Annotated in this window: 21 protein-coding genes and 1 riboswitch; of the genes, 2 read left to right on the top strand and 19 right to left on the bottom strand. The window is 43.4% G+C overall.

The genetic code is table 11. The annotated features are described in order from the left end of the window. From fliJ to flgB, 8 genes are all read right to left on the bottom strand, one after another. Positions 1 to 507, bottom strand: a complete 507-nt coding sequence (fliJ, locus tag FQ085_RS10095; protein ID WP_262499782.1) for a flagellar export protein FliJ — start codon at positions 505 to 507, stop codon at positions 1 to 3. Continuing rightward, complete coding sequence (fliI, locus tag FQ085_RS10100) at positions 473 to 1,789, bottom strand: flagellar protein export ATPase FliI (protein ID WP_058386664.1); 1,317 nt, start codon at positions 1,787 to 1,789, stop codon at positions 473 to 475. Before fliI ends, fliJ begins: the two co-directional genes overlap by 35 nt. Then, positions 1,770 to 2,567 carry a FliH/SctL family protein gene (locus tag FQ085_RS10105; RefSeq protein WP_058386665.1) on the bottom strand — a complete coding sequence of 266 codons (798 nt, stop codon included), beginning with the start codon at positions 2,565 to 2,567 and terminating at the stop codon, positions 1,770 to 1,772. The genes fliI and FQ085_RS10105 overlap by 20 nt, the downstream gene beginning before the upstream one ends. After that, positions 2,560 to 3,573 carry a flagellar motor switch protein FliG gene (gene fliG, locus FQ085_RS10110; RefSeq protein ID WP_058386666.1) on the bottom strand — a complete coding sequence of 338 codons (1,014 nt, stop codon included), beginning with the start codon at positions 3,571 to 3,573 and terminating at the stop codon, positions 2,560 to 2,562. The genes FQ085_RS10105 and fliG overlap by 8 nt, the downstream gene beginning before the upstream one ends. Before the next feature lie 11 nt (positions 3,574 to 3,584). Beyond that, positions 3,585 to 5,225 carry a flagellar basal-body MS-ring/collar protein FliF gene (fliF, locus tag FQ085_RS10115; protein WP_058386667.1) on the bottom strand — a complete coding sequence of 547 codons (1,641 nt, stop codon included), beginning with the start codon at positions 5,223 to 5,225 and terminating at the stop codon, positions 3,585 to 3,587. A gap of 25 nt (positions 5,226 to 5,250) precedes the next feature. Next, complete coding sequence (fliE, locus tag FQ085_RS10120; protein ID WP_058386668.1) at positions 5,251 to 5,547, bottom strand: flagellar hook-basal body complex protein FliE; 297 nt, start codon at positions 5,545 to 5,547, stop codon at positions 5,251 to 5,253. Positions 5,548 to 5,942: 395 nt separating this feature from the next. Next, the gene (gene flgC, locus FQ085_RS10125) at positions 5,943 to 6,398 is read right to left on the bottom strand and encodes a flagellar basal body rod protein FlgC (RefSeq protein WP_058386669.1); all 456 of its coding nucleotides are present in this window, start codon (positions 6,396 to 6,398) and stop codon (positions 5,943 to 5,945) included. A gap of 5 nt (positions 6,399 to 6,403) precedes the next feature. Continuing rightward, positions 6,404 to 6,805, bottom strand: coding sequence for a flagellar basal body rod protein FlgB (gene flgB / locus FQ085_RS10130; protein WP_058386670.1), 402 nt, complete (start codon positions 6,803 to 6,805; stop codon positions 6,404 to 6,406). Positions 6,806 to 6,884: 79 nt separating this feature from the next. Next, positions 6,885 to 6,971, bottom strand: a riboswitch (cyclic di-GMP riboswitch). Positions 6,972 to 7,193: 222 nt separating this feature from the next. On the opposite strand from flgB, the gene FQ085_RS10135 reads away from it, so the two are divergent. Both FQ085_RS10135 and FQ085_RS10140 read left to right on the top strand, forming a co-directional pair. Then, a complete protein-coding gene (locus tag FQ085_RS10135; protein ID WP_149456504.1) occupies positions 7,194 to 8,030 on the top strand; it encodes a flagellar hook-basal body protein in 837 nt (278 codons plus the stop codon). 14 nt (positions 8,031 to 8,044) lie between these two features. Beyond that, entirely contained in the window at positions 8,045 to 8,887 is an 843-nt protein-coding gene (locus FQ085_RS10140) for a flagellar hook-basal body protein (protein ID WP_149456505.1), read from the top strand. Between the two features lie 384 nt (positions 8,888 to 9,271). Here FQ085_RS10140 and flgL read toward each other — a convergent pair whose 3' ends face one another. The 11 genes from flgL to fliD form a co-directional block, all read right to left on the bottom strand. Further along, positions 9,272 to 10,153 (bottom strand): flagellar hook-associated protein FlgL, encoded by an 882-nt coding sequence (gene flgL / locus FQ085_RS10145; RefSeq protein WP_149456506.1) that lies wholly within the window; start codon positions 10,151 to 10,153, stop codon positions 9,272 to 9,274. 27 nt (positions 10,154 to 10,180) lie between these two features. Next, a complete protein-coding gene (flgK, locus tag FQ085_RS10150) occupies positions 10,181 to 11,449 on the bottom strand; it encodes a flagellar hook-associated protein FlgK (protein ID WP_149456507.1) in 1,269 nt (422 codons plus the stop codon). 25 nt (positions 11,450 to 11,474) lie between these two features. Beyond that, positions 11,475 to 11,960, bottom strand: coding sequence for a flagellar protein FlgN (locus FQ085_RS10155; RefSeq protein WP_149456508.1), 486 nt, complete (start codon positions 11,958 to 11,960; stop codon positions 11,475 to 11,477). A 28-nt stretch (positions 11,961 to 11,988) separates the two neighbouring features. Then, the gene (gene flgM, locus FQ085_RS10160) at positions 11,989 to 12,258 is read right to left on the bottom strand and encodes a flagellar biosynthesis anti-sigma factor FlgM (protein WP_149456509.1); all 270 of its coding nucleotides are present in this window, start codon (positions 12,256 to 12,258) and stop codon (positions 11,989 to 11,991) included. 38 nt (positions 12,259 to 12,296) lie between these two features. Next, the gene (locus FQ085_RS10165) at positions 12,297 to 12,722 is read right to left on the bottom strand and encodes a hypothetical protein (RefSeq protein WP_058386677.1); all 426 of its coding nucleotides are present in this window, start codon (positions 12,720 to 12,722) and stop codon (positions 12,297 to 12,299) included. Between the two features lie 70 nt (positions 12,723 to 12,792). Further along, positions 12,793 to 13,218, bottom strand: a complete 426-nt coding sequence (locus FQ085_RS10170; protein WP_149456510.1) for a flagellar basal body-associated FliL family protein — start codon at positions 13,216 to 13,218, stop codon at positions 12,793 to 12,795. A 10-nt stretch (positions 13,219 to 13,228) separates the two neighbouring features. After that, positions 13,229 to 13,993 carry a flagellar motor protein MotB gene (gene motB, locus FQ085_RS10175; RefSeq protein WP_078080044.1) on the bottom strand — a complete coding sequence of 255 codons (765 nt, stop codon included), beginning with the start codon at positions 13,991 to 13,993 and terminating at the stop codon, positions 13,229 to 13,231. Further along, positions 13,983 to 14,780, bottom strand: coding sequence for a flagellar motor stator protein MotA (gene motA, locus FQ085_RS10180; protein WP_149456511.1), 798 nt, complete (start codon positions 14,778 to 14,780; stop codon positions 13,983 to 13,985). Before motA ends, motB begins: the two co-directional genes overlap by 11 nt. A gap of 587 nt (positions 14,781 to 15,367) precedes the next feature. Beyond that, positions 15,368 to 15,745 carry a flagellar export chaperone FliS gene (gene fliS / locus FQ085_RS10185; protein ID WP_149456512.1) on the bottom strand — a complete coding sequence of 126 codons (378 nt, stop codon included), beginning with the start codon at positions 15,743 to 15,745 and terminating at the stop codon, positions 15,368 to 15,370. Positions 15,746 to 15,761: 16 nt separating this feature from the next. Continuing rightward, positions 15,762 to 16,151, bottom strand: coding sequence for a flagellar protein FliT (locus FQ085_RS10190; protein ID WP_149456513.1), 390 nt, complete (start codon positions 16,149 to 16,151; stop codon positions 15,762 to 15,764). Further along, a complete protein-coding gene (gene fliD, locus FQ085_RS10195) occupies positions 16,151 to 17,638 on the bottom strand; it encodes a flagellar filament capping protein FliD (RefSeq protein ID WP_149456514.1) in 1,488 nt (495 codons plus the stop codon). The genes FQ085_RS10190 and fliD overlap by 1 nt, the downstream gene beginning before the upstream one ends. Positions 17,639 to 17,645: the final 7 nt, after the last annotated feature.

Raw genomic sequence — 17,645 nt, forward strand, 5'->3', positions numbered from 1 at the left:
TCAAGTCCCTTCCGCCAAGTTATTTGCCTTAGCTAAGCGATAAAACCGCGTACTGGCCATTTCGTCAAAAAAGCTTTGTTCGGCCGCTTTGTTTTCTTCTTGGAAATGTGTTAACTTTTGTTGCTTTAAGTTTTCCCACGTTTTTTCTTCTTTCGCTTTTTCTTGCAATACACCTTGAGACGCTGAAACTTTTTTCTGTAAATGTTCCAATTCTCTTTCGGAAGAAAGCGATTGACCTTGAAGCTGATAAATATAGTCTTCTAACATGCGAAGTTCTGAAATGTTGACGCCACTTTGCTGTTTGGCATTTTTTAATAACTCAGCATCTGAGATTTTCTTTTGAATCATTCTTTTTTGCTGATGTCCTACTTCATGTTGTTTGATAGCTTCAGCCATTTGGATCTGCGCAAAGCCCTTTTCATTTTCTTTTAAATCCAATATCTTTTGAAATCGAAAGTTGAATTGTGTCAGTTTAAATCCCTCCAAATTGTGCGGATAGCCGTTCAACACTTTCTTCTATTTTGGCTTTCTCGTAAATGTCTTGCTGCAAATATTCTCGGATCAATGGATACGCTCGAATGGCGTCATCAATCTCTTTATTTGCACCACTCTTGTAGGCTCCGATATTAATCAGATCTTCAGAAGTCTCGTAAGCTGCTAACAGACGTTTGAAATCTCGTGCGGCTTGTTGATGTTCTTCTGATACCACTTCGTGCATCACCCGGCTAACACTCGCCATTACATTGATCGCTGGAAATTGACCTTTTTGAGCAATTTTTCGGTCCAACACAATATGTCCATCTAAAATTCCGCGCACCGCATCGGCAATCGGTTCGTTCATATCGTCTCCATCTACTAAAACAGTATAAAAAGCGGTGATCGTCCCTTTACTGGAAGTACCCGAGCGTTCGAGTAATTTCGGTAACAATGCAAAAACGCTTGGGGTATAGCCTTTACTCGTTGGTGGTTCGCCTACTGCGAGCCCCACTTCACGTTGTGCCATCGCAAAACGCGTCACCGAATCCATCATCAACATGACGTTTTTTCCTTGGTCCCGGAAATATTCAGCAATCGCTGTTGCGGTTAGTGCGGCTTTAATGCGCTGCATGGGTGTTTGATCGGAGGTTGCTGCGACGACGACGGATTTCTTCAGCCCTTCAGGACCTAAATCACGTTCAATAAAGTCACGAACTTCACGGCCACGTTCTCCAACGAGCGCAATGACATTAATATCTGCTTCTGTATTGCGAGCAATCATGCCCATCAACGTACTTTTCCCAACACCACTTCCGGCAAATACCCCAATGCGTTGACCTTGGCCAACAGTTAGCAAACCGTCAATGGCACGAACTCCGACTTCTAAAGGTTTATCGATTCTCGGGCGCTTTAACGGGTTCGGCGGGGCATTATTAGTAGAATATTTTTTCAACCCCCGAGGCAATAAGCTTTCATCAAGTGGCATCCCCGTTCCGTCCAAAACTTTCCCTAAAATAGAAGGCCCCACTTTAATCTGCAGTGGCCCTCCCGTGGCGACGACTAAACAACCGGGTCCAACTTGCGAAAGATCCTGAAGTGGCATGAGCATGATTCTGTTTTCTTTAAATCCAACAACTTCGGCTTCAATCGGTGGCTCGTTGCGATTTGGGTAAAGCAAACACAATTCACCAATTTTTGCATTAGGTCCTCGTGATTCAATCGTCAAACCAATTACTTGAATCACTTTCCCGTGCTTTTTGATCGGTTCAATGTCACTCAGCAATTCCAGGTATTCATCTTCCCACAAGTTCATCGTTGGTTTTCTCCTCACAGTAAGCGAGCAATTGATTTTTGATTTCTTCTAGTTGATGATCAATCATCGCATCATAAGATCCACTCGCTGTATGAATTCTGCAGCCACCTGATGTCAGATTCGCTACAGGAACTAGTTTTAATTCTGAATCGGCTTTGATATAGGTTTTTAACTCCTCTAAAAAGGGAATAATGACCGAGTAATCTTCGGGAGAAACTTGCATCGTGACGTCTTCAGCTTCTTCTACTTGCTTTAATGCGTGCTGAATAATGCTCAATAACTGCTGTCTATCTTGTATCAGTTCGTTATGGATCACTTTTTCGGCAATCGTCACACTCAGTGACAGCAAGAAAGGTTCGGCTTGCTGAATAATAGTGGCCTTTTCTTCATAGGCTATTTCCAGTAAACGAGTCATTTCTGCTCGTTTTTCAACGCTGTCTTGCTCCGCTTGTTCCAGTCCTTCTGTAAATCCAGCCTGAAACCCTTGTTGCTTTGCTTGTTGTTCGACTCTTTGCGCATGCTGTTGTGATTCTTGTTGCTTTTCTTGCCACCACTCATCGATTTCTCGTTGTGCATTTTGCTGATCGTTTACGAGTTGAGCCTGCAATTGCTCTCGCTTAGCTTCCAATTCATTGATTTCTTGAAGCAACTGCTGTTGCTGTTGCCTCGGATCTATTTTGGGATCAGTAAAAACAGGTTTTTGAGTCTCAATTTTGCGTGTCTGAATAATTTTCATTTCTTCAGAAAGAGGCTGGGAAAGTCGAATAATATTAGACAATTATTTCTTCTCCTCCTCCACGCGATACATCAATTTCTCCTTTTTCTTCCATACTACGAATCAAGCCAACAATATTTGTTTGCGCATTTTCTACATCTTTCAGTTTTACTGGACCCATAACTTCGATTTCTTCATGGATAGCCTCTGCTCGACGTGTCGACATATTTTGATAAATGCTGTTTTTCACTTCTTCGCTTGCTACTTTTAATGCAAATGTCAAATCAGCATCGCTAACTTCACGGACAATTCGTTGAACAGAACGACTTTCAAGTTTGACGATGTCCTCAAAGACAAACATCCGTTTCTTGATTTCTGAAACCAGTTCGGCATTGTCTTTTTCAAGTTCGCCCAAAATGGATTTTTCTGTACTGCGGTCCACATTGCTCAACACGCGAACAATGGCTTCAACTCCTCCAGTCGCGGTGTAATCTTGGCTGCCAGTCGCAGTCAGCTTCCGTTCCAAAATTTGCTCGACTTGATGGATAACGTCTGGGGAAGTGCTTTCCATTAAAGCAATACGTCTTGCAACTTCCACTTGTTTGCTACTTGGTAGCTCAGACAAAATTTTAGAGGATTGTTTCGCATCTAAATAAGACAGCACTAACGCAATGGTTTGCGCTTGTTCGTGTTGAAGAATGTTTAAAATCTGATTAGGGTCTGCTTTTCGAGCAAAACTAAACGGTTTTACTTGAAGTCGGTTCGACAAACGACTAATCGTGTCCATTGCTTTGTCTTTCCCCAGCGCTTGTTCGAGAATGTTTCGGGCATAAACCAACCCACCCTCATTCATATAATCCTGCGCCAAAATCATTTCATAAAATTCATTAATGACTCTTTCCGTTTGACTGTTTTTCAACTGCCGAACATTGGAAATCTCCATCGTCAGTTGATCAATTTCTGGCTCGGTCAATTGCTTGAATATCTCAATAGAAACTTCAGGTCCCAAACCAACCAATAAAATGGCTACCTTTTGAATCCCTGTTAAATCATGTATTCCTCTAACCATTAGACACTCTCCTAGTCATCTGCCATCCATGACCGCAACAATTTCGTAAAGTCTTCAGGTCGTCCTTTGGCAAGCTTTTCAATCGTTTTTCGCTTCGGATTGGATCGATTACTAAACTCAGACAAATCGATTTCTTCCTCTTCGGGTTCTAGTAAATTTGATTTGGCTAATGCCTGTTCGAACCCTTCAAAACTATATTCTTCTTCTTCTATATCCACTTTTTTCTTTCTACGAAGGAATAACAAGGCAACAATAATCACAATTACCAGCACAATTGCCGCTCCAATTACTAGCAGAAGATTATTAGGAATACCAGCGAAAAATGTCACTTCTGGCTTTTCATCTTCAACAGCTGGACGTCCTTGGAATTCGGTTGCAAAAACGGAAATTCGATCTTCCAATTCAACATCTGTCGCTTGAAATTCATTCATGCTTAGCGATGTACTCACTGCATTTTTCAATAAATTACTGATATCCGCAATGTTTTCTTGCGTCAAACTTGCCGGGTTATCCGGAATCGGCGGCTCTACACCAACGTTGATTGTAATGTCATCAACGACATATGGGCTCTTTTCAATTTGGCGATTGATTCGGTTGACTTCGCTGTTAATGCGTTCTTCTGTTCGTTCAGATTCACTGTTTCCAGCACCGTCTACACCTGGATAATTAGCCACTTCCGTTTCTCCGGTTCCCGCTGCATCTTCAATAACTGTTCCTTCACTTGAATACGTTTCAACAATTCGTTCAACACTAATATCCAAGCCTTCGTTATTTTCAACATCAACCGGTTCCACTAATTGTTCTTCTCGTTTTTCTTTAGTGAAATCGATATTCGTCATAACAGAAACAACCACTTTATCCTGACCTAATAATAAGCCAAGCATTTGTTGCAACTCTCGCTGAATATCTTGTTCAATGCCTTTTTGAATTTCACGATGCTGCTGGTAAACCGACAAATTGGTATCTGCTTGATTGGCATCTTGCACTTCAAACACTTGGCCGTTTTGATCCATAATCACAATTTGTTCTGGCGGCAAACTTGGCACTGATTTACTGATTAAATGATACAAGCCATTAATTTGCTTTTGATCCAACTGCAAAGTCGAATCACCTTGAACCACAATCGAAGCCGTTGACGTTTGCTCTTCGTCGGTAATCCAAATATTTTCCTTTGGCAACGTAATCATGACATTGGCTTCTGTCACTCCGTCAATTTGCTCAATCAAATACGCTAACTCATTTTGCATCGCATCCCGTTCAACCACATCAAAATGACGATCGGTCATCCCGAGTCCCATATTTTCACTAAACGTACCGTAATTGACATTGCCGTTTTTCGGAATGCCTTCAGCTGCTAAACTTACTTTCAAATTAGCCAAATGCTCTTCAGGCACACTGATCGTTTTACCATCTGCCGACACTTCCACAGGAATCGCTTGTTCTTCAATCGCCGTCTTGATTTCACCAGCTTCGGCCGCCGTCAAATCAGAATACAATACAGAAAAATTAGATTGATTGCTAAAGAAAACGAAGATTCCTAAAATCATTAATGTGATAAAAAAAGAGCCGATAACAGACCATTTCGTTACAGGAGAAAAACTGGTCCATGATTCGCTCATTTTCGTTTTGAATACTAAAAGCTTTTCTTTCATTTCATCATCATCCTGCCGGTTTCAATCATACTTGCATTCTCATCACTTCTTGATAAGCTTCAACCACTTTATTTCGTACCTGCATCGTCATTTGCAACGACAAGCTGGCCTTTTGCGAAGCGATCATTACTTCATGAACATCCTGAACTTCTCCTGTCACCAATTGATTGGTCAATTTATCTGATTCGTTTTGTGCTTTGCTTACTCCTTTTAATGCATCTTTGAATATTTCTCCGAACCCTTCAACTTTGTTATCCGGCTTCACTTTGTCGAATAATTGGTTTTGAATAAAAGGCGTTTGAATCCCGCTGATTTTTTCCATGGTGCCTCCTAGGTAGTTATAGTAGGTTTAGCTTTGTCATTTTTCTGGAGATATTCCGCAAACCAACTGCGCTTTCCGCGGGCTCGCACCCAAGCCTCCTCAGTCGCTCTGCTCCTTGCGGGGTCTTGGTCGTCTCGCTATTCCGCAGGAGTCTCCGTTGTTTTGCTCCATATCTTAATTGTTATTCACTAATCAAGCATTTAGTAATAAGTGACTTCACGACTCTTAGAAGAAAAAGCGGAAGGCGCCGACTATTTTAAGTAGGTGCCACTAGGAAACCGCTGCTCCTGCATCGCTGCGCTAGCTTCGTCGCAAAGAGATGGTCCAAATTCCTTTGGACCATCTCTTGGAAAGCGTCCGCCTGGAGCAATTTCTTTCACCTTAAGTAAAGTGAGTTATTTGCCGATTTCCAAAGCTTTCATAAACATGCTTTTTGATGCATTCAATGCCGTGACGTTTGCTTCGTACGAACGGGTTGCCGACATCAAATCGACCATTTCTTTTAGTGGATCCACGTTGGATGAACGAACATAGCCGTCTTCTCCAGCATCTGGATGTTCCGGATCATACGTTAGTGTAAAAGGCGTCTGGTCTTCTCTAATTTCCGACACGTTAACACCTGTCACTGCAGTGTTTCCCCTATTCATTGCCGACTGCAATTGATTGGCAAAAGGCGAGGTTCCACTTTGAGACAACTCAACTGATTTTCTTCGGTACGGCACCCATTCCCCGTCCACTAATTCGGCACGGTTCGTATTGGCGTTTGCGATGTTCGCAGAGACCACATCCATGCGCATTCGGTTAGCCGTCAGCCCTGAAGCACTAATATTAAATCCACTGAATAAACTCATTTTTGTTATCTCCCTCCATTAATAACAGAGCTAAGACTATTGAGTTTGCCGTTGACCCGTTCGGTTACGGCGTTGTACCATAATTGGTTTTTTGCCAGTTCAGCCATCTCGACATCCATGTCGACATTATTGCCATTGTTATTATATTGGGTTGAGTTGTTTGTTAAAACTTTAGTCGATCCTACAGCCGCTTCATTGCTAAACGACAGGTGGCGATTGTCTGTTTTATAGCTTGAAAGACTTTGCTGATTCATCGCTGTATCGAGCGCTGCTTGGAAATCTACTTTTTTGCTTTTGTAATTAGCCGTGTCTACATTGGCGATATTCGCTGAATGAACTCGCTGTTTAAGTGTAGAAGCCGATAAAGCTTGTTCCATGGTCTCTAGAGATTTAGGGAATATATTCATCGATAAACTCCTTTTTTTTACAATCAATATGCTAATAAAAACCCACTTAAAAAAAGTGGATTTTTATCAAATATACCACTTAGGTAACCCGGCTGCCTTGTACACTGTGTATTTAGGCCCGTAGCTTTGCGTCTTTACCTTTCGAGTAAGTTTGCCATTTTCATCATGATATTCTATTATTTTTTTATTAAACTCATCATTTTGTACTATTTTCAAAAATTAATAACAAAGTGATAGTATCATGTTTCAATAATTTTGTATATTTTTCTTTTTATAAATATAAAATGATATTTCTTCCATATTAATCAATAAGACACTATTTTTATTCATTCGTTAATGTTATGCTACGCGATATCTATCATTATGTTAATAAGAAGGAGAAAAACCTATGTTTCGCGGATTATATACTGCTACATCAGGGATGATGGCCAATAATAGGAATCAACAAATATTGACAAATAACCTATCAAACGCCAATACTCCAGGATTTAAAGAAGACAAAGCCGTCTTACGCGCATTTCCAGACCAACTCATCGTAGCGATCGAAAACGGAAAAAAAGGTACAATAGTCCCCCAAAATATCGGTAGTTTGACTACAGGAGTATATCCACAGGAGGGTATTCCGTCTTTTCTTCAAGGTCCGTTACGAGAAACTGGAAATTCAACAGATATGGCGTTGTTGGATGAATTATTACCACTAAACACGGATACCCAACAAAAAGGGTCGATGGTTTTCGCAGTGACAGCTGAAAACGGTGAGATGCGTTACACAAAAAACGGCTCTTTCGCAGTAAACACTGAAGGATTTTTAACGACTAGTGACGGCTTTCCTGTTCTCGGCGAAAACCAACAACCCATTCAAGTTGGTTCAGCCGATTTTACTGTCCAAGACAATGGCCAACTTATTCTAGCAGATGGTACACAAGGCGATCGCTTGTGGATTGGTCACACGGACAACCCACAGCAATTTGTAAAAGAAGGTCAGAATCTTTTACGCTGGACGGGAGATGCAGAAGCTGCTCCTCAGTTTATCGATAATGTTGCTCGACTTGCTGGCACAAACAGCTTTTTAAAACAAGGATTTATTGAACAATCGAATGTGGACTTGACCAAAACCATGACAGACATGATGACGACATACCGCGGCTTCGAATCCAACCAAAAAGTAATTCAAGCATACGACCGCAGCATGGAAAAAGCCGTCAATGAAATCGGACGCGTTTAGGAGGAAGTGAACCATTGAATATCCAAATGAATACTGCGAGTAACACGATGAGTGAACTGCAAAAGAAAATCGACTTGATTGGCAACAATATCGCCAACGTCAACACCAATGGCTATAAACGGCAAGAAGCGAGTTTTTCAGATGCACTCGTCCAGTCTATCGAAAAACAAGTCGGTCAACAAAATGAAATTGGACGAACCACGCCTTACGGTTTACGGATTGGCGCCGGCGCGATTCTGTCCCAAACCGCTGTTCGCAATGAGCCAGGTTCGATTCGCCAAACCGATCGCCCTCTCGATTTTATGATCCAAGGGGAATCCGCCTACTTCCGCATTGCCGCTGAGGGCAATACTTTTTATACAAAAGACGGATCTTTTCAAGTTCAACCAGTTCCCAACTCCAATCAAGTGAGTTTGGTTACCTCGAACGGGGATGCGGTACTCGGAGCTACCAATCAGCCCATCGTTTTCGATGCTGATTATAAGGATATTCAGTTAAGCGGGAATGGCACTTTGGAAATTTCTTATACCGATGCCACTAAGCAACCTACTGAAATCCAAATGGGTATTGCCCAGATAAACCGGCAAGGCTCACTCGAAAAAATAGGTGGCAATCTTTTTCGCCTGACCGGTACTGAAGCTGAACAACTCGCAAATGGCAATTTACAGTTAATCGATTTGTCCCAGCAAACGGATGGAACGATTGGCATCAAACAAGGCGCGTTGGAAATGTCCAATGTCGATTTGACTGATGAGATGGCGGAATTGATTTCCACGCAACGGCTATTTCAATCACAAGGAAGAGCGATTTCCTACGCAGATGACATGATGGGATTAGTTAATACAATTAAGGGATAACAAAAAAAGAGCAGGCACCCCGCGGGGTGCCTGCTCTTTTTTCTATGTAGCTTGTGCGGAAGAAATCGCTCCAGGCGGACGCTTTCCGGGGGGCACGGCTTCAGCCGCTTCCCTCGCTCTGCTCAGTCCAGGGTCTTCAGCTCGCGCTGATCCCCCAGGAGTCGCCGCCTTCCGCTCTTTCTTCTAGGAAGCATGGTAACAAATGATTAGTAGCAATCTTTATCATCAATAACCAGTTCGACTTATTTAAGATATGGAGCAAACCAGTGGAGACTCCCGCGGGAAAGCGAGACAGCCGAGACCCTGCAGGAGCGTAGCGACGAAGCGGCTTGGCGCTCGCCCGCAGGAAAGCGGAGCTGGTTTGTGTAATATCAGCATAACTTCTTATCTCAAAAAGTCCATCAAACTTGGCTGGATGATTTTTGATGTTGCGGCGAGGCTGGCTTGGTAGATGCTTTCTTCGCTCTTTAACTTGATAACGGCTTCTGCGTAATCGATATCTTCCACTCTTGACAACATCGATTTGATTTCAAGATTGCTGGCAAGCAAGCGATTTTCAACGGCTTCTAGACGATTTTGTCGTGCACCGTTTTCAGCGCCCACTGTCAACAACCGGTCAATTCCGGCATCAATTTTTTCCAAATCGATGGCAGTTCCAGCCTTTAAATTGGCGGACATGCTTTCCAGTGTGTTAAAGAGGTTCGCCGCATCAGCTGAAGCGCCAAACAACTGCTCGGGCAAAACACTCGATTGAATGCTGATGCCTTCTCCGATCGTAAAGGTTTTAGCGACTAAGTCCGCACTACTTGGCGTCATGTCTCCTTTTTCAGGGAAAGGCAATTCGCCGGTTTTTTGACCATTAAACAAGGACTTGCCATTGACTTTAGCATTTGCCAGTTGCCGCATGTGCTTTGTCAATTCTTCTATTTCAGCGGCCATTGCTGTCTGATCCAGCTCTGAATACGTACCATTATTTCCTTGAACCGCTATTTCGCGCACCCGCTGCATGGCATTGACCATGGAGTCGATGTTTTGACCGGTTTCGTCCATCCACAGTTTGGCTTCGCCTGTGTTTCGCTCGAATTGTGCGTTGGTGGCAAGCGTACTTTTTAGGTTCATCGCTTTACTGACACCATTGGGGTCGTCCGATGGGCGGTGAAGCAGTTTGCCACTCGATACTTGGTTATTGATTTTTTCAAAGCGGCTCAAGTTTTGGCTCATATTGCGTATGGAATTCTGGTTTAGCATCTGTTGCGTGACTCTCATGTTTTCCCCTCCACGTTGCTTCTGCTATTAGCTACCCATTCGGTTAATAATGGTATCCAGCATTTGATCCGTCATTGATACTAACCGCGCTGCCGCATTATAGGAATGCTGGTACTTGATCAAATTGGCCATTTCTTCATCGAGCGAAACACCCGTTACGGATTGTCTGCGGTTTTCTGTCGCTTGAAGTGCTGCACTATGATTGGCAACCGAGTTGGTCGCTGATTGACTTTCTGCACCGAGTTGACTGACCAGTTTTCTGAAATCACTTTGTGCAGCGGCGATTGTTTTTCCTGTTGCTGCTTGTTGTTCCAAAGGATCTGCTTCGTAATTCACTTTTAGCTCAGACAGCTTAAAGTTTGCGGCATCGCCAATGAATAAAGCTTGATCCTTGCCACCCGTTCCCGACATGCCATTTGCTTGGACAAAATCGCGAACTACAGTTGTTAAGTTTGTCTGATATTTTGTTGCGGTATTTAATGATTCGCCCAACCCTGCTAATTTCCCACCAAATTTTTGAGGGGTATTCGTTGCATCCTCGGCTGTGATTTCAGAAACTGCTTCACCTGTGACCAGCGCTTGGTTGTTGGAAGTGAGGCTAATCGAGTAACTGCCATTTGCTTTTTCTTCTACTTTTACAGACATCAATTTCGAAAGATCTTCTACTAGCGCGTCCCGTTTGTCTTTTAAGTCATTTGATTGACTGCCATCGCGGACGATGCTTTTGTTGAGCTCAGCGATTTGTTTTAAATAGCCGTTTGCTTCGGCCACTGTTTCGGTAGATTGTTGTGTCAGTTCACTTTTCAAACTGTCTAGTGATTTGTTCATTGATTGTGCTACGTCGATAAAGCCTTGTGCACGTTCTTTTACAACGGCTTGTGCAGATAAACTATCCGGTTCGTTAGCTAAGTCTTGCCACGCGTTCTTCAATCCGTCCATCGCGCTACTTAAGCCGCTATCACTCGGTTCATTGACGATCGTTTCTAAGCGGTCCAATGTTGCTTGCTTGGCTTGCCACTGTCCGAGTGTTTCGGAATGATCGCGTACTTGCTGATCGAGAAAACGGTCTCTTACACGTGTAATCGAATCAATCGTGACACCGGTTCCGAGTTGGCCTGTATGAGCACCTTGGCCTGTCCAAATATCTAAAGATGGCGACGAGCTTGAGTTGACTTGTTGGCGTGAATAGCCTTTTGTATTAACATTGGCGATATTCTGTCCAGTCGTCGCAATGCTTGCCTGGCCGACGGATAATCCGCGTTTTCCTAATTCTAATCCGTGAAATGTTGAAACCATAATTCTCCCCGCTCTCTAACAATTCCTAAGCTCTTGTATCAAAAAAGCCTTGATTGTTTGTTGGTGGTTTTTGCTGATTTGCCGGTGATTGATAATTAAAATGCTGTTGTTTTGATTTTGTTACTTGGGTAATCATATGTTGAACAAAGCTTACCGAGTCTTCAAGAATTTTTTCGTTCGTTTTGTTTTTTGCTTGAAGCTCGGTCAACAGCATTTGTAACGTTGTCAATTGTGAGTAGAGCTCTTGTTTTATCTCTTCATCTGGAATTTGTTCGGCAAACTGGCTAAAGGTTAAACCCGGATGCTCTTCCAACACGTCGGCTACGAGTTGCTGCCGTTCGTCTTCTAATTGGCCAAGTTGTTTGACTAGCTTGGTTTCTTCTTTTACAAGCTCGGTTAGCTCATCGACTTTCCGTTCGATCAACACCGTCTGCTTGCGTTCGGCATAACGGATAAGCTGTTTTTGTATGCTGATTAGTTCGTCCAGCGCATTTACTACTAAGTTCAGCATCCGTCTCCTCCTCTTTTACGCGCTTTACTTATTTATCAAACCAGAATTGATGCACTTTATCTGCTACTTTTTCTGCGTCTACCTGATACTCACCTGATGCCACTTGAGCTTTCAGCAACTGAATTTTTTCTTGTCTTTCAACATCCACACTGGCATTTTTTTCGAACATGGCTTTTGCCTCATTTGAAATTTGCAGCTCGTCTTCTTTTTGCAATGGCTTTGTTTTCGACACAGGAGCCACTTGCATTTTTTGGTAAGATTGAATAAAGGAAGAACTATTGGTCTTATCGATATTCATTCCTTCACCACCCTCTAGTGTAATTTAGTTTCGTTCGATCACCGTATTTTCCAATACTGTGCGTTGACCTTTGGCCTGACTCGTTTTCTTCCGGTTTCTTCTAAGAATTTATCATTTTTTAATGTCGCATCAATTTTTGCTGAAAAATCCTCGAAACAGTCACTGCACAGGATCTGCCTTTTGATTACTTTACCACAATGCTTGCACGGGTAACCCAAATTGGCGAAGTCCTCTGCGTAAATACGGCCGTCACGAATAAATTCGGCAATTTGTTTGACAGAGACCGTCGTCGACTCGCTGACTTCTTGAATATCCGCAAAGCGATTGGCTTCGATTTTCAAAAAATTGTTGACCAACTTGAATTCATCTTCGATTTCCTTGTAGCAGTCCAGGCAATAGTCAGTGTAGTCTTTAAAGAATAACGTACCGCAAATTCGGCAATTATCCAGCTGATTTGCTTTCATATGCACCCACCTGACCTTCTCTATAAATTTATATCGGCAGATTTCACAAAATGTTTAGCGGAATTCGTGATTATTGCAATTTAAATTCAGTCACTAATACACGTTCGACTGTACCTTTTTCAAAAACTTCGGTTAACCGTTTTATGAGTTCTTCCTCGATCATCGTAATGCCGCTTTCTCCGATCAATTCTTCCTTCGTAAAACTAGCAACTGTTGCAATAATAGCCGCGCGTACTTCGGCTGTCCGTTTTTCAGCTTCTTTTTTTGTGTCCTTATCACTAAGTAAAATATTAAACTGCACCACTCCGAAATTTCCGGAAGATGCTAGGTTGGTCGTAATAATGTCGGTGTCAATGCTTAGTTCTGCTATTTCTTCAGCACTTAACGACGTTTCTTCTTCGGCTCCAGCATCTTTTTGCAGGAAGTAAAATGCGGCTCCGCCTCCGATAACGATGGCAATAATCAGCACACCCATAATTTTCTTTAGTTTTCCCATGTCACACCTCTTACTCGTCAGTTTCTTTTTCATAAGGTGAAATCAGCACTTCCACGCGGCGGTTTTCCGCTCGTCCTTCAGGTGTATCATTTGAGGCAACTGGATGGTATTCACTATAGCCAGAAGCGCTGAATTTCTGTGGGTCGAGCTCATCGTTTTCAAGCAAAATCCGCATGAAATTAACAGCGCGTGCAGAACTCAATTCCCAGTTGGTTGGGAACTCTTTTGTCCCTGCCGGAATATTGTCTGTGTGTCCTTCGATAAAAATCATCCGCGGCGGATCGGAAATCAATAAATTTGAAATCTCACTCGCAATTGCCTCGGACCCGCTTCGCATATCCGAACTGCCCGACTCAAATAACACGCCTTCTTTAATCGTAATCATCAAGCCTTTCACGGTCATTTCAGTTTGAAGACGAGGGGACAATCCTTTTTCATCAATATAAGCGTCAATTCTTGTTTGGAACTCTTGCAGTTCCTGTTGATCTTTAGCGGCTAAAATTTCTTCTGGGCTTTCGCCTGATGGCGGATCTTCAATTAGCTCGGCTGTTGGCGATGTATCAAAACTTTCAACGGGTGCTTGCTCATCGAGTACGCCGGTACCGCCTTGCAGTTCGCTGTTAAACGATTTAGCAATAGCACTTAGTTTTTCAGCATCGACTTGGCTGGAAGCAAATAATACGATGAACAACGCCAAGAGGAGCGTCAAAATATCGGCATAAGGCAAGAGCCAAGCTTCATCGACATGTTCTTCATGCTTTTTTTTACGCTTCAACTTGAACACCGCTCTCCTCTTCAGATTCAAGTACACGGTCTTTCGTCGGTAAGTACGTTAATAGTTTTTCTTCTACGGTGCGGACAGGCAGGCCTTCTTGCACAGCGAGCAAACCTTCTAGCATAATCATTTTCGTTTTCACTTCTGACTCTGATTTCCGCTTGAGCTTATTGGCAAATGGATGCCATAATACGTAGCCTGAGAAAATCCCGAATAGCGTGGCGATAAAGGCGGCGGAAATTGATTTACCGAGAAGCGCTACGTCGTCTAAGTGACCGAGTGCTGCAACGAGTCCGATAACGGCACCGAGTACACCGAGTGTCGGGGCGTATGTACCGGCTTGCGCGAAAATTTTCGCACCCAGTTCATGGCGTTCTTCCATCGCGGCGATTTCTTCTTCCATCAAGTCCCGAATGTGTTCTTGCGACTGGCCGTCCACGACCATTTTCAAGCCGCGCTGCAAAAAAGCATCTTCTACTTCTTCTGCTTTTTCTTCGAGCGCCAGTAAGCCTTCTTTTCGTGCGAGCATCGCCCATCCCGTGAACATGGGAATCATTTCTCTGATCGACACTGATTTTTGATCGCTGAAAATTACTTTGAACAGGCTGGGGATTTTCTTGATTTCGTCCATCGGAAAGGCAACGAGCAGACAGGCGACGGTGCCGGCAAAGATGATGACGAGTGCCGCTGGATTGTATAGGGCGATCGGGTTTGACCCTTTCAAGATCATCCCACCGATCAACACAGCAAATCCCATTATGACTCCTATCCATGACGTCTTATCCACGTTTATACCTCATTTCTTTTACAGGTGTAGTTTCATACTTTTTACTTGGTTGAGGATATTCCGCAAAACAACTCCGCTTTCCTGCGGGCTTGCGTCGAACTAACTCGGGCTATGGGCCCGAGTGGATTTCGCCACTTCGCTATCCCGCGGGAGTCTCCGTTGTTTTGCTCCATATCTTATTTCTAAAAATAGTGAATTTCATATTTTTTTGTTAAAGTGAAAGGTTCTAGAAGAAATCGCTTCAGGCGGACGCTTTCGGGCTCACACGATGTGAGTCATGCAGCTAGCGCGACAGGACGTCGCGGTGCTAGCTGCCGCGGGTCGTGCTGTTCTCGCAGGAAAGACATTGACCGAAGCTTGCGAGGGCAAGTCTTTGCGACGAAGCTAGCGTAGCAATGCAGGAGCACATCTTTGCCCTTCGCCGCCTTACACTCTTTGTTCTTATTTTTCGAGTTCTTATAGTTTGTAGAGTGTAACCAGTGGAGTTCATTTCTTTATGAAAGCACTGAGAAACTGCTCTAGCTTTACATTCACTCTAGTACTAAGCGTCGAACCGTCCAGGAGCTAAGCCCGATGCGGATTAGAAGTTAGTTGCTTTTGGCCAACGCCATAGCTTGCTTCCAGGTGCTGCGGATGTCTGTCATGAGTGTTTCTACTTCTTCTAATGCTTCTAAATCGTTCTTCATGTTGGCTTCTAGTAGACGGCTATACATGTATTCGTACATTTGCTCAAGATCTCTTGACATGTCGATGTCTGCGTTTAAGGTGCTGCGTAGTTCTTGGATGATGTTTTGAGCTTTGATGATGTTGGTGTTTTTTTCTTGGAAGTTCTTGTCGTTCATTGCTCGTTTTGCTAGTTTTATGAATTTTACAGAGCCGCTGTAAAGCATTAACGTTAGTTCCTGAGGTGATGCTGTCATGACTGAGTTTTGTTGGTAGGTTTGGTACGGATTGATGATTGCCACTCTTTTTCCCCCTTGCTTAGTTGCGCCTGTCGATAAATGAACCGGCGGTAGCCATCCCCTGATAAGCACCGCTGTATTTTTTGGATATTTCTTTTGTTTGTGTAATGCGCTTGATCTGCGTAAAAAAAGATTGGTGCAAGTTAATGATCAGTGGCTGAAGTTGTTGATCGAGTTCTTTTAGTTGCTCGATCATCGAATGTTCTTCGTCTGTCCACCGAAAATCTCGTTGCTTCATGAAGGTGTCCAATTGACGGATGGATTCTTGCCGGCGAACGAACAAGGTTTCAAGTGATTCAACGATTCCTTCGTCGTTGTCTTCCATGCGCGAATTGATGTGCTGCGCTTTTTCGTAAAGCTCACGTGTCTGTTTGAGAAAAGCAACCATGATTGGTTTTGAATCACTCATTACGCGCCACCGAATAAGCTTTGTTGCATCCAGGTACTTTGTGAGTTCATCTGACTGAGTGCTTTCTCCATGGCTGTGAACTGTTTCCAATAACGATCCTCAATACGCGTCAGACGATCTTGCCAGCGGCTGATTTCTTCGTCCATTTGTTTGATGTTTTTAGCAAGCGTGCTATTGTCAATGCTAACCGAAGCACTGCCTGCTTTGGCACTAAGGTTTTTAACGACGGCGTTCAAGGTATCGTAGACACGTACGCCGACTCCGTTGCCCGCAGCGTCTCGTGTCGTGAATAACGCCATCACTTCATCGGGTTTGTTCGCTAACGCTTCGCTCAGTTTTTTTTCATCAATGAACAACTTACCGCCTTCTGTATAAGAGCCGGTGTTAATGCCAATCTGCGACAAGTGATTGATGTTGCCATCTGCAATACCGGATACTTTGTCCATAAATGCTCTACGCAAATCTTGCATGGCACTTTTTAACACTGGATCGTTGCGAAGCAATCCACTGCGCGCTTTTTCTTCCCATAATTCGATTTCTTTTTCCGTTAGATCCTTTTTCTGTTCGTCTGATAAAGGCTGGAAATCGGGATAGCGTTTTTCAATGATTTGCTTTTGCAATGTCTCGATGGATGCATTGTATTTATCGACAAAGTCTTTGATCATGGCTAATGGCTTTTCAGGGTTCGACTGGACGTTAACGATTGTTTCGGCACCTTTTTGCAGAAGGTTGACCGTAATTCCATTCACTACGGTTTGATTGGTTTTTAAATTTTTAATTTCAATGCCGTCAAACTTGATCAAGCCATCTGTAGCTCCATCTGCCGTTGCTGTAGCGGTACCGTTATTAATAATTTTGTCGGCCAGTACGGTACTGGCTGCTCCGTTCGCGTCCGTAAATTCCATTGTAAAAGCTTGTTCACTGCCCATTCCTTTTGTAGCGATAAAAAAACGGGATGTCGTGTTATCGAAACTTGCCCGAAGCGCTGGAACGGATGCTGCTGTGGCATCCTGAAGTTTTTTAGCAACGCCTTCAAACGTATCCGTACTCGCTACTTCAATTTCAATGGTGCCGACTTTTATTTTTCCGGCTACGCCGATCTGGTCTGTCGATTTTGCTGGATTTACTTTGCCATCAGCGGCTGTTGTACTGACGCCAAGGGTTGAATTTAACTTCCCCGCACTCGCAACATTCACGACTTCCACTTTATACGAACCGCTCATCGCAGTTGGTGTCGTAGCGACTGTGAAGCTTGTCGGGTTTGATGACGTTGCACTGTAAGAGTTGAACGACGACTGAAGTCGCATATTGCTCGCACTCGTCCGGAGATTCGACATTGACAGGTTGGTATCGCGAAATGCTTCTTGTTGCCACTCCGTGAATACTTTTTGTTGCATTAATTTATCTAAAGGAAGTTTTTGGACTTTCATCATGTCTTTCACAATTGATTCGGTGTCCATCCCTGATGCTAATCCACCAACACGCATAGTGTAT

Origin of the sequence: Planococcus sp. ANT_H30, assembly GCF_008369335.1 — a bacterium.
GTDB lineage: Bacteria > Bacillota > Bacilli > Bacillales_A > Planococcaceae > Planococcus > Planococcus kocurii.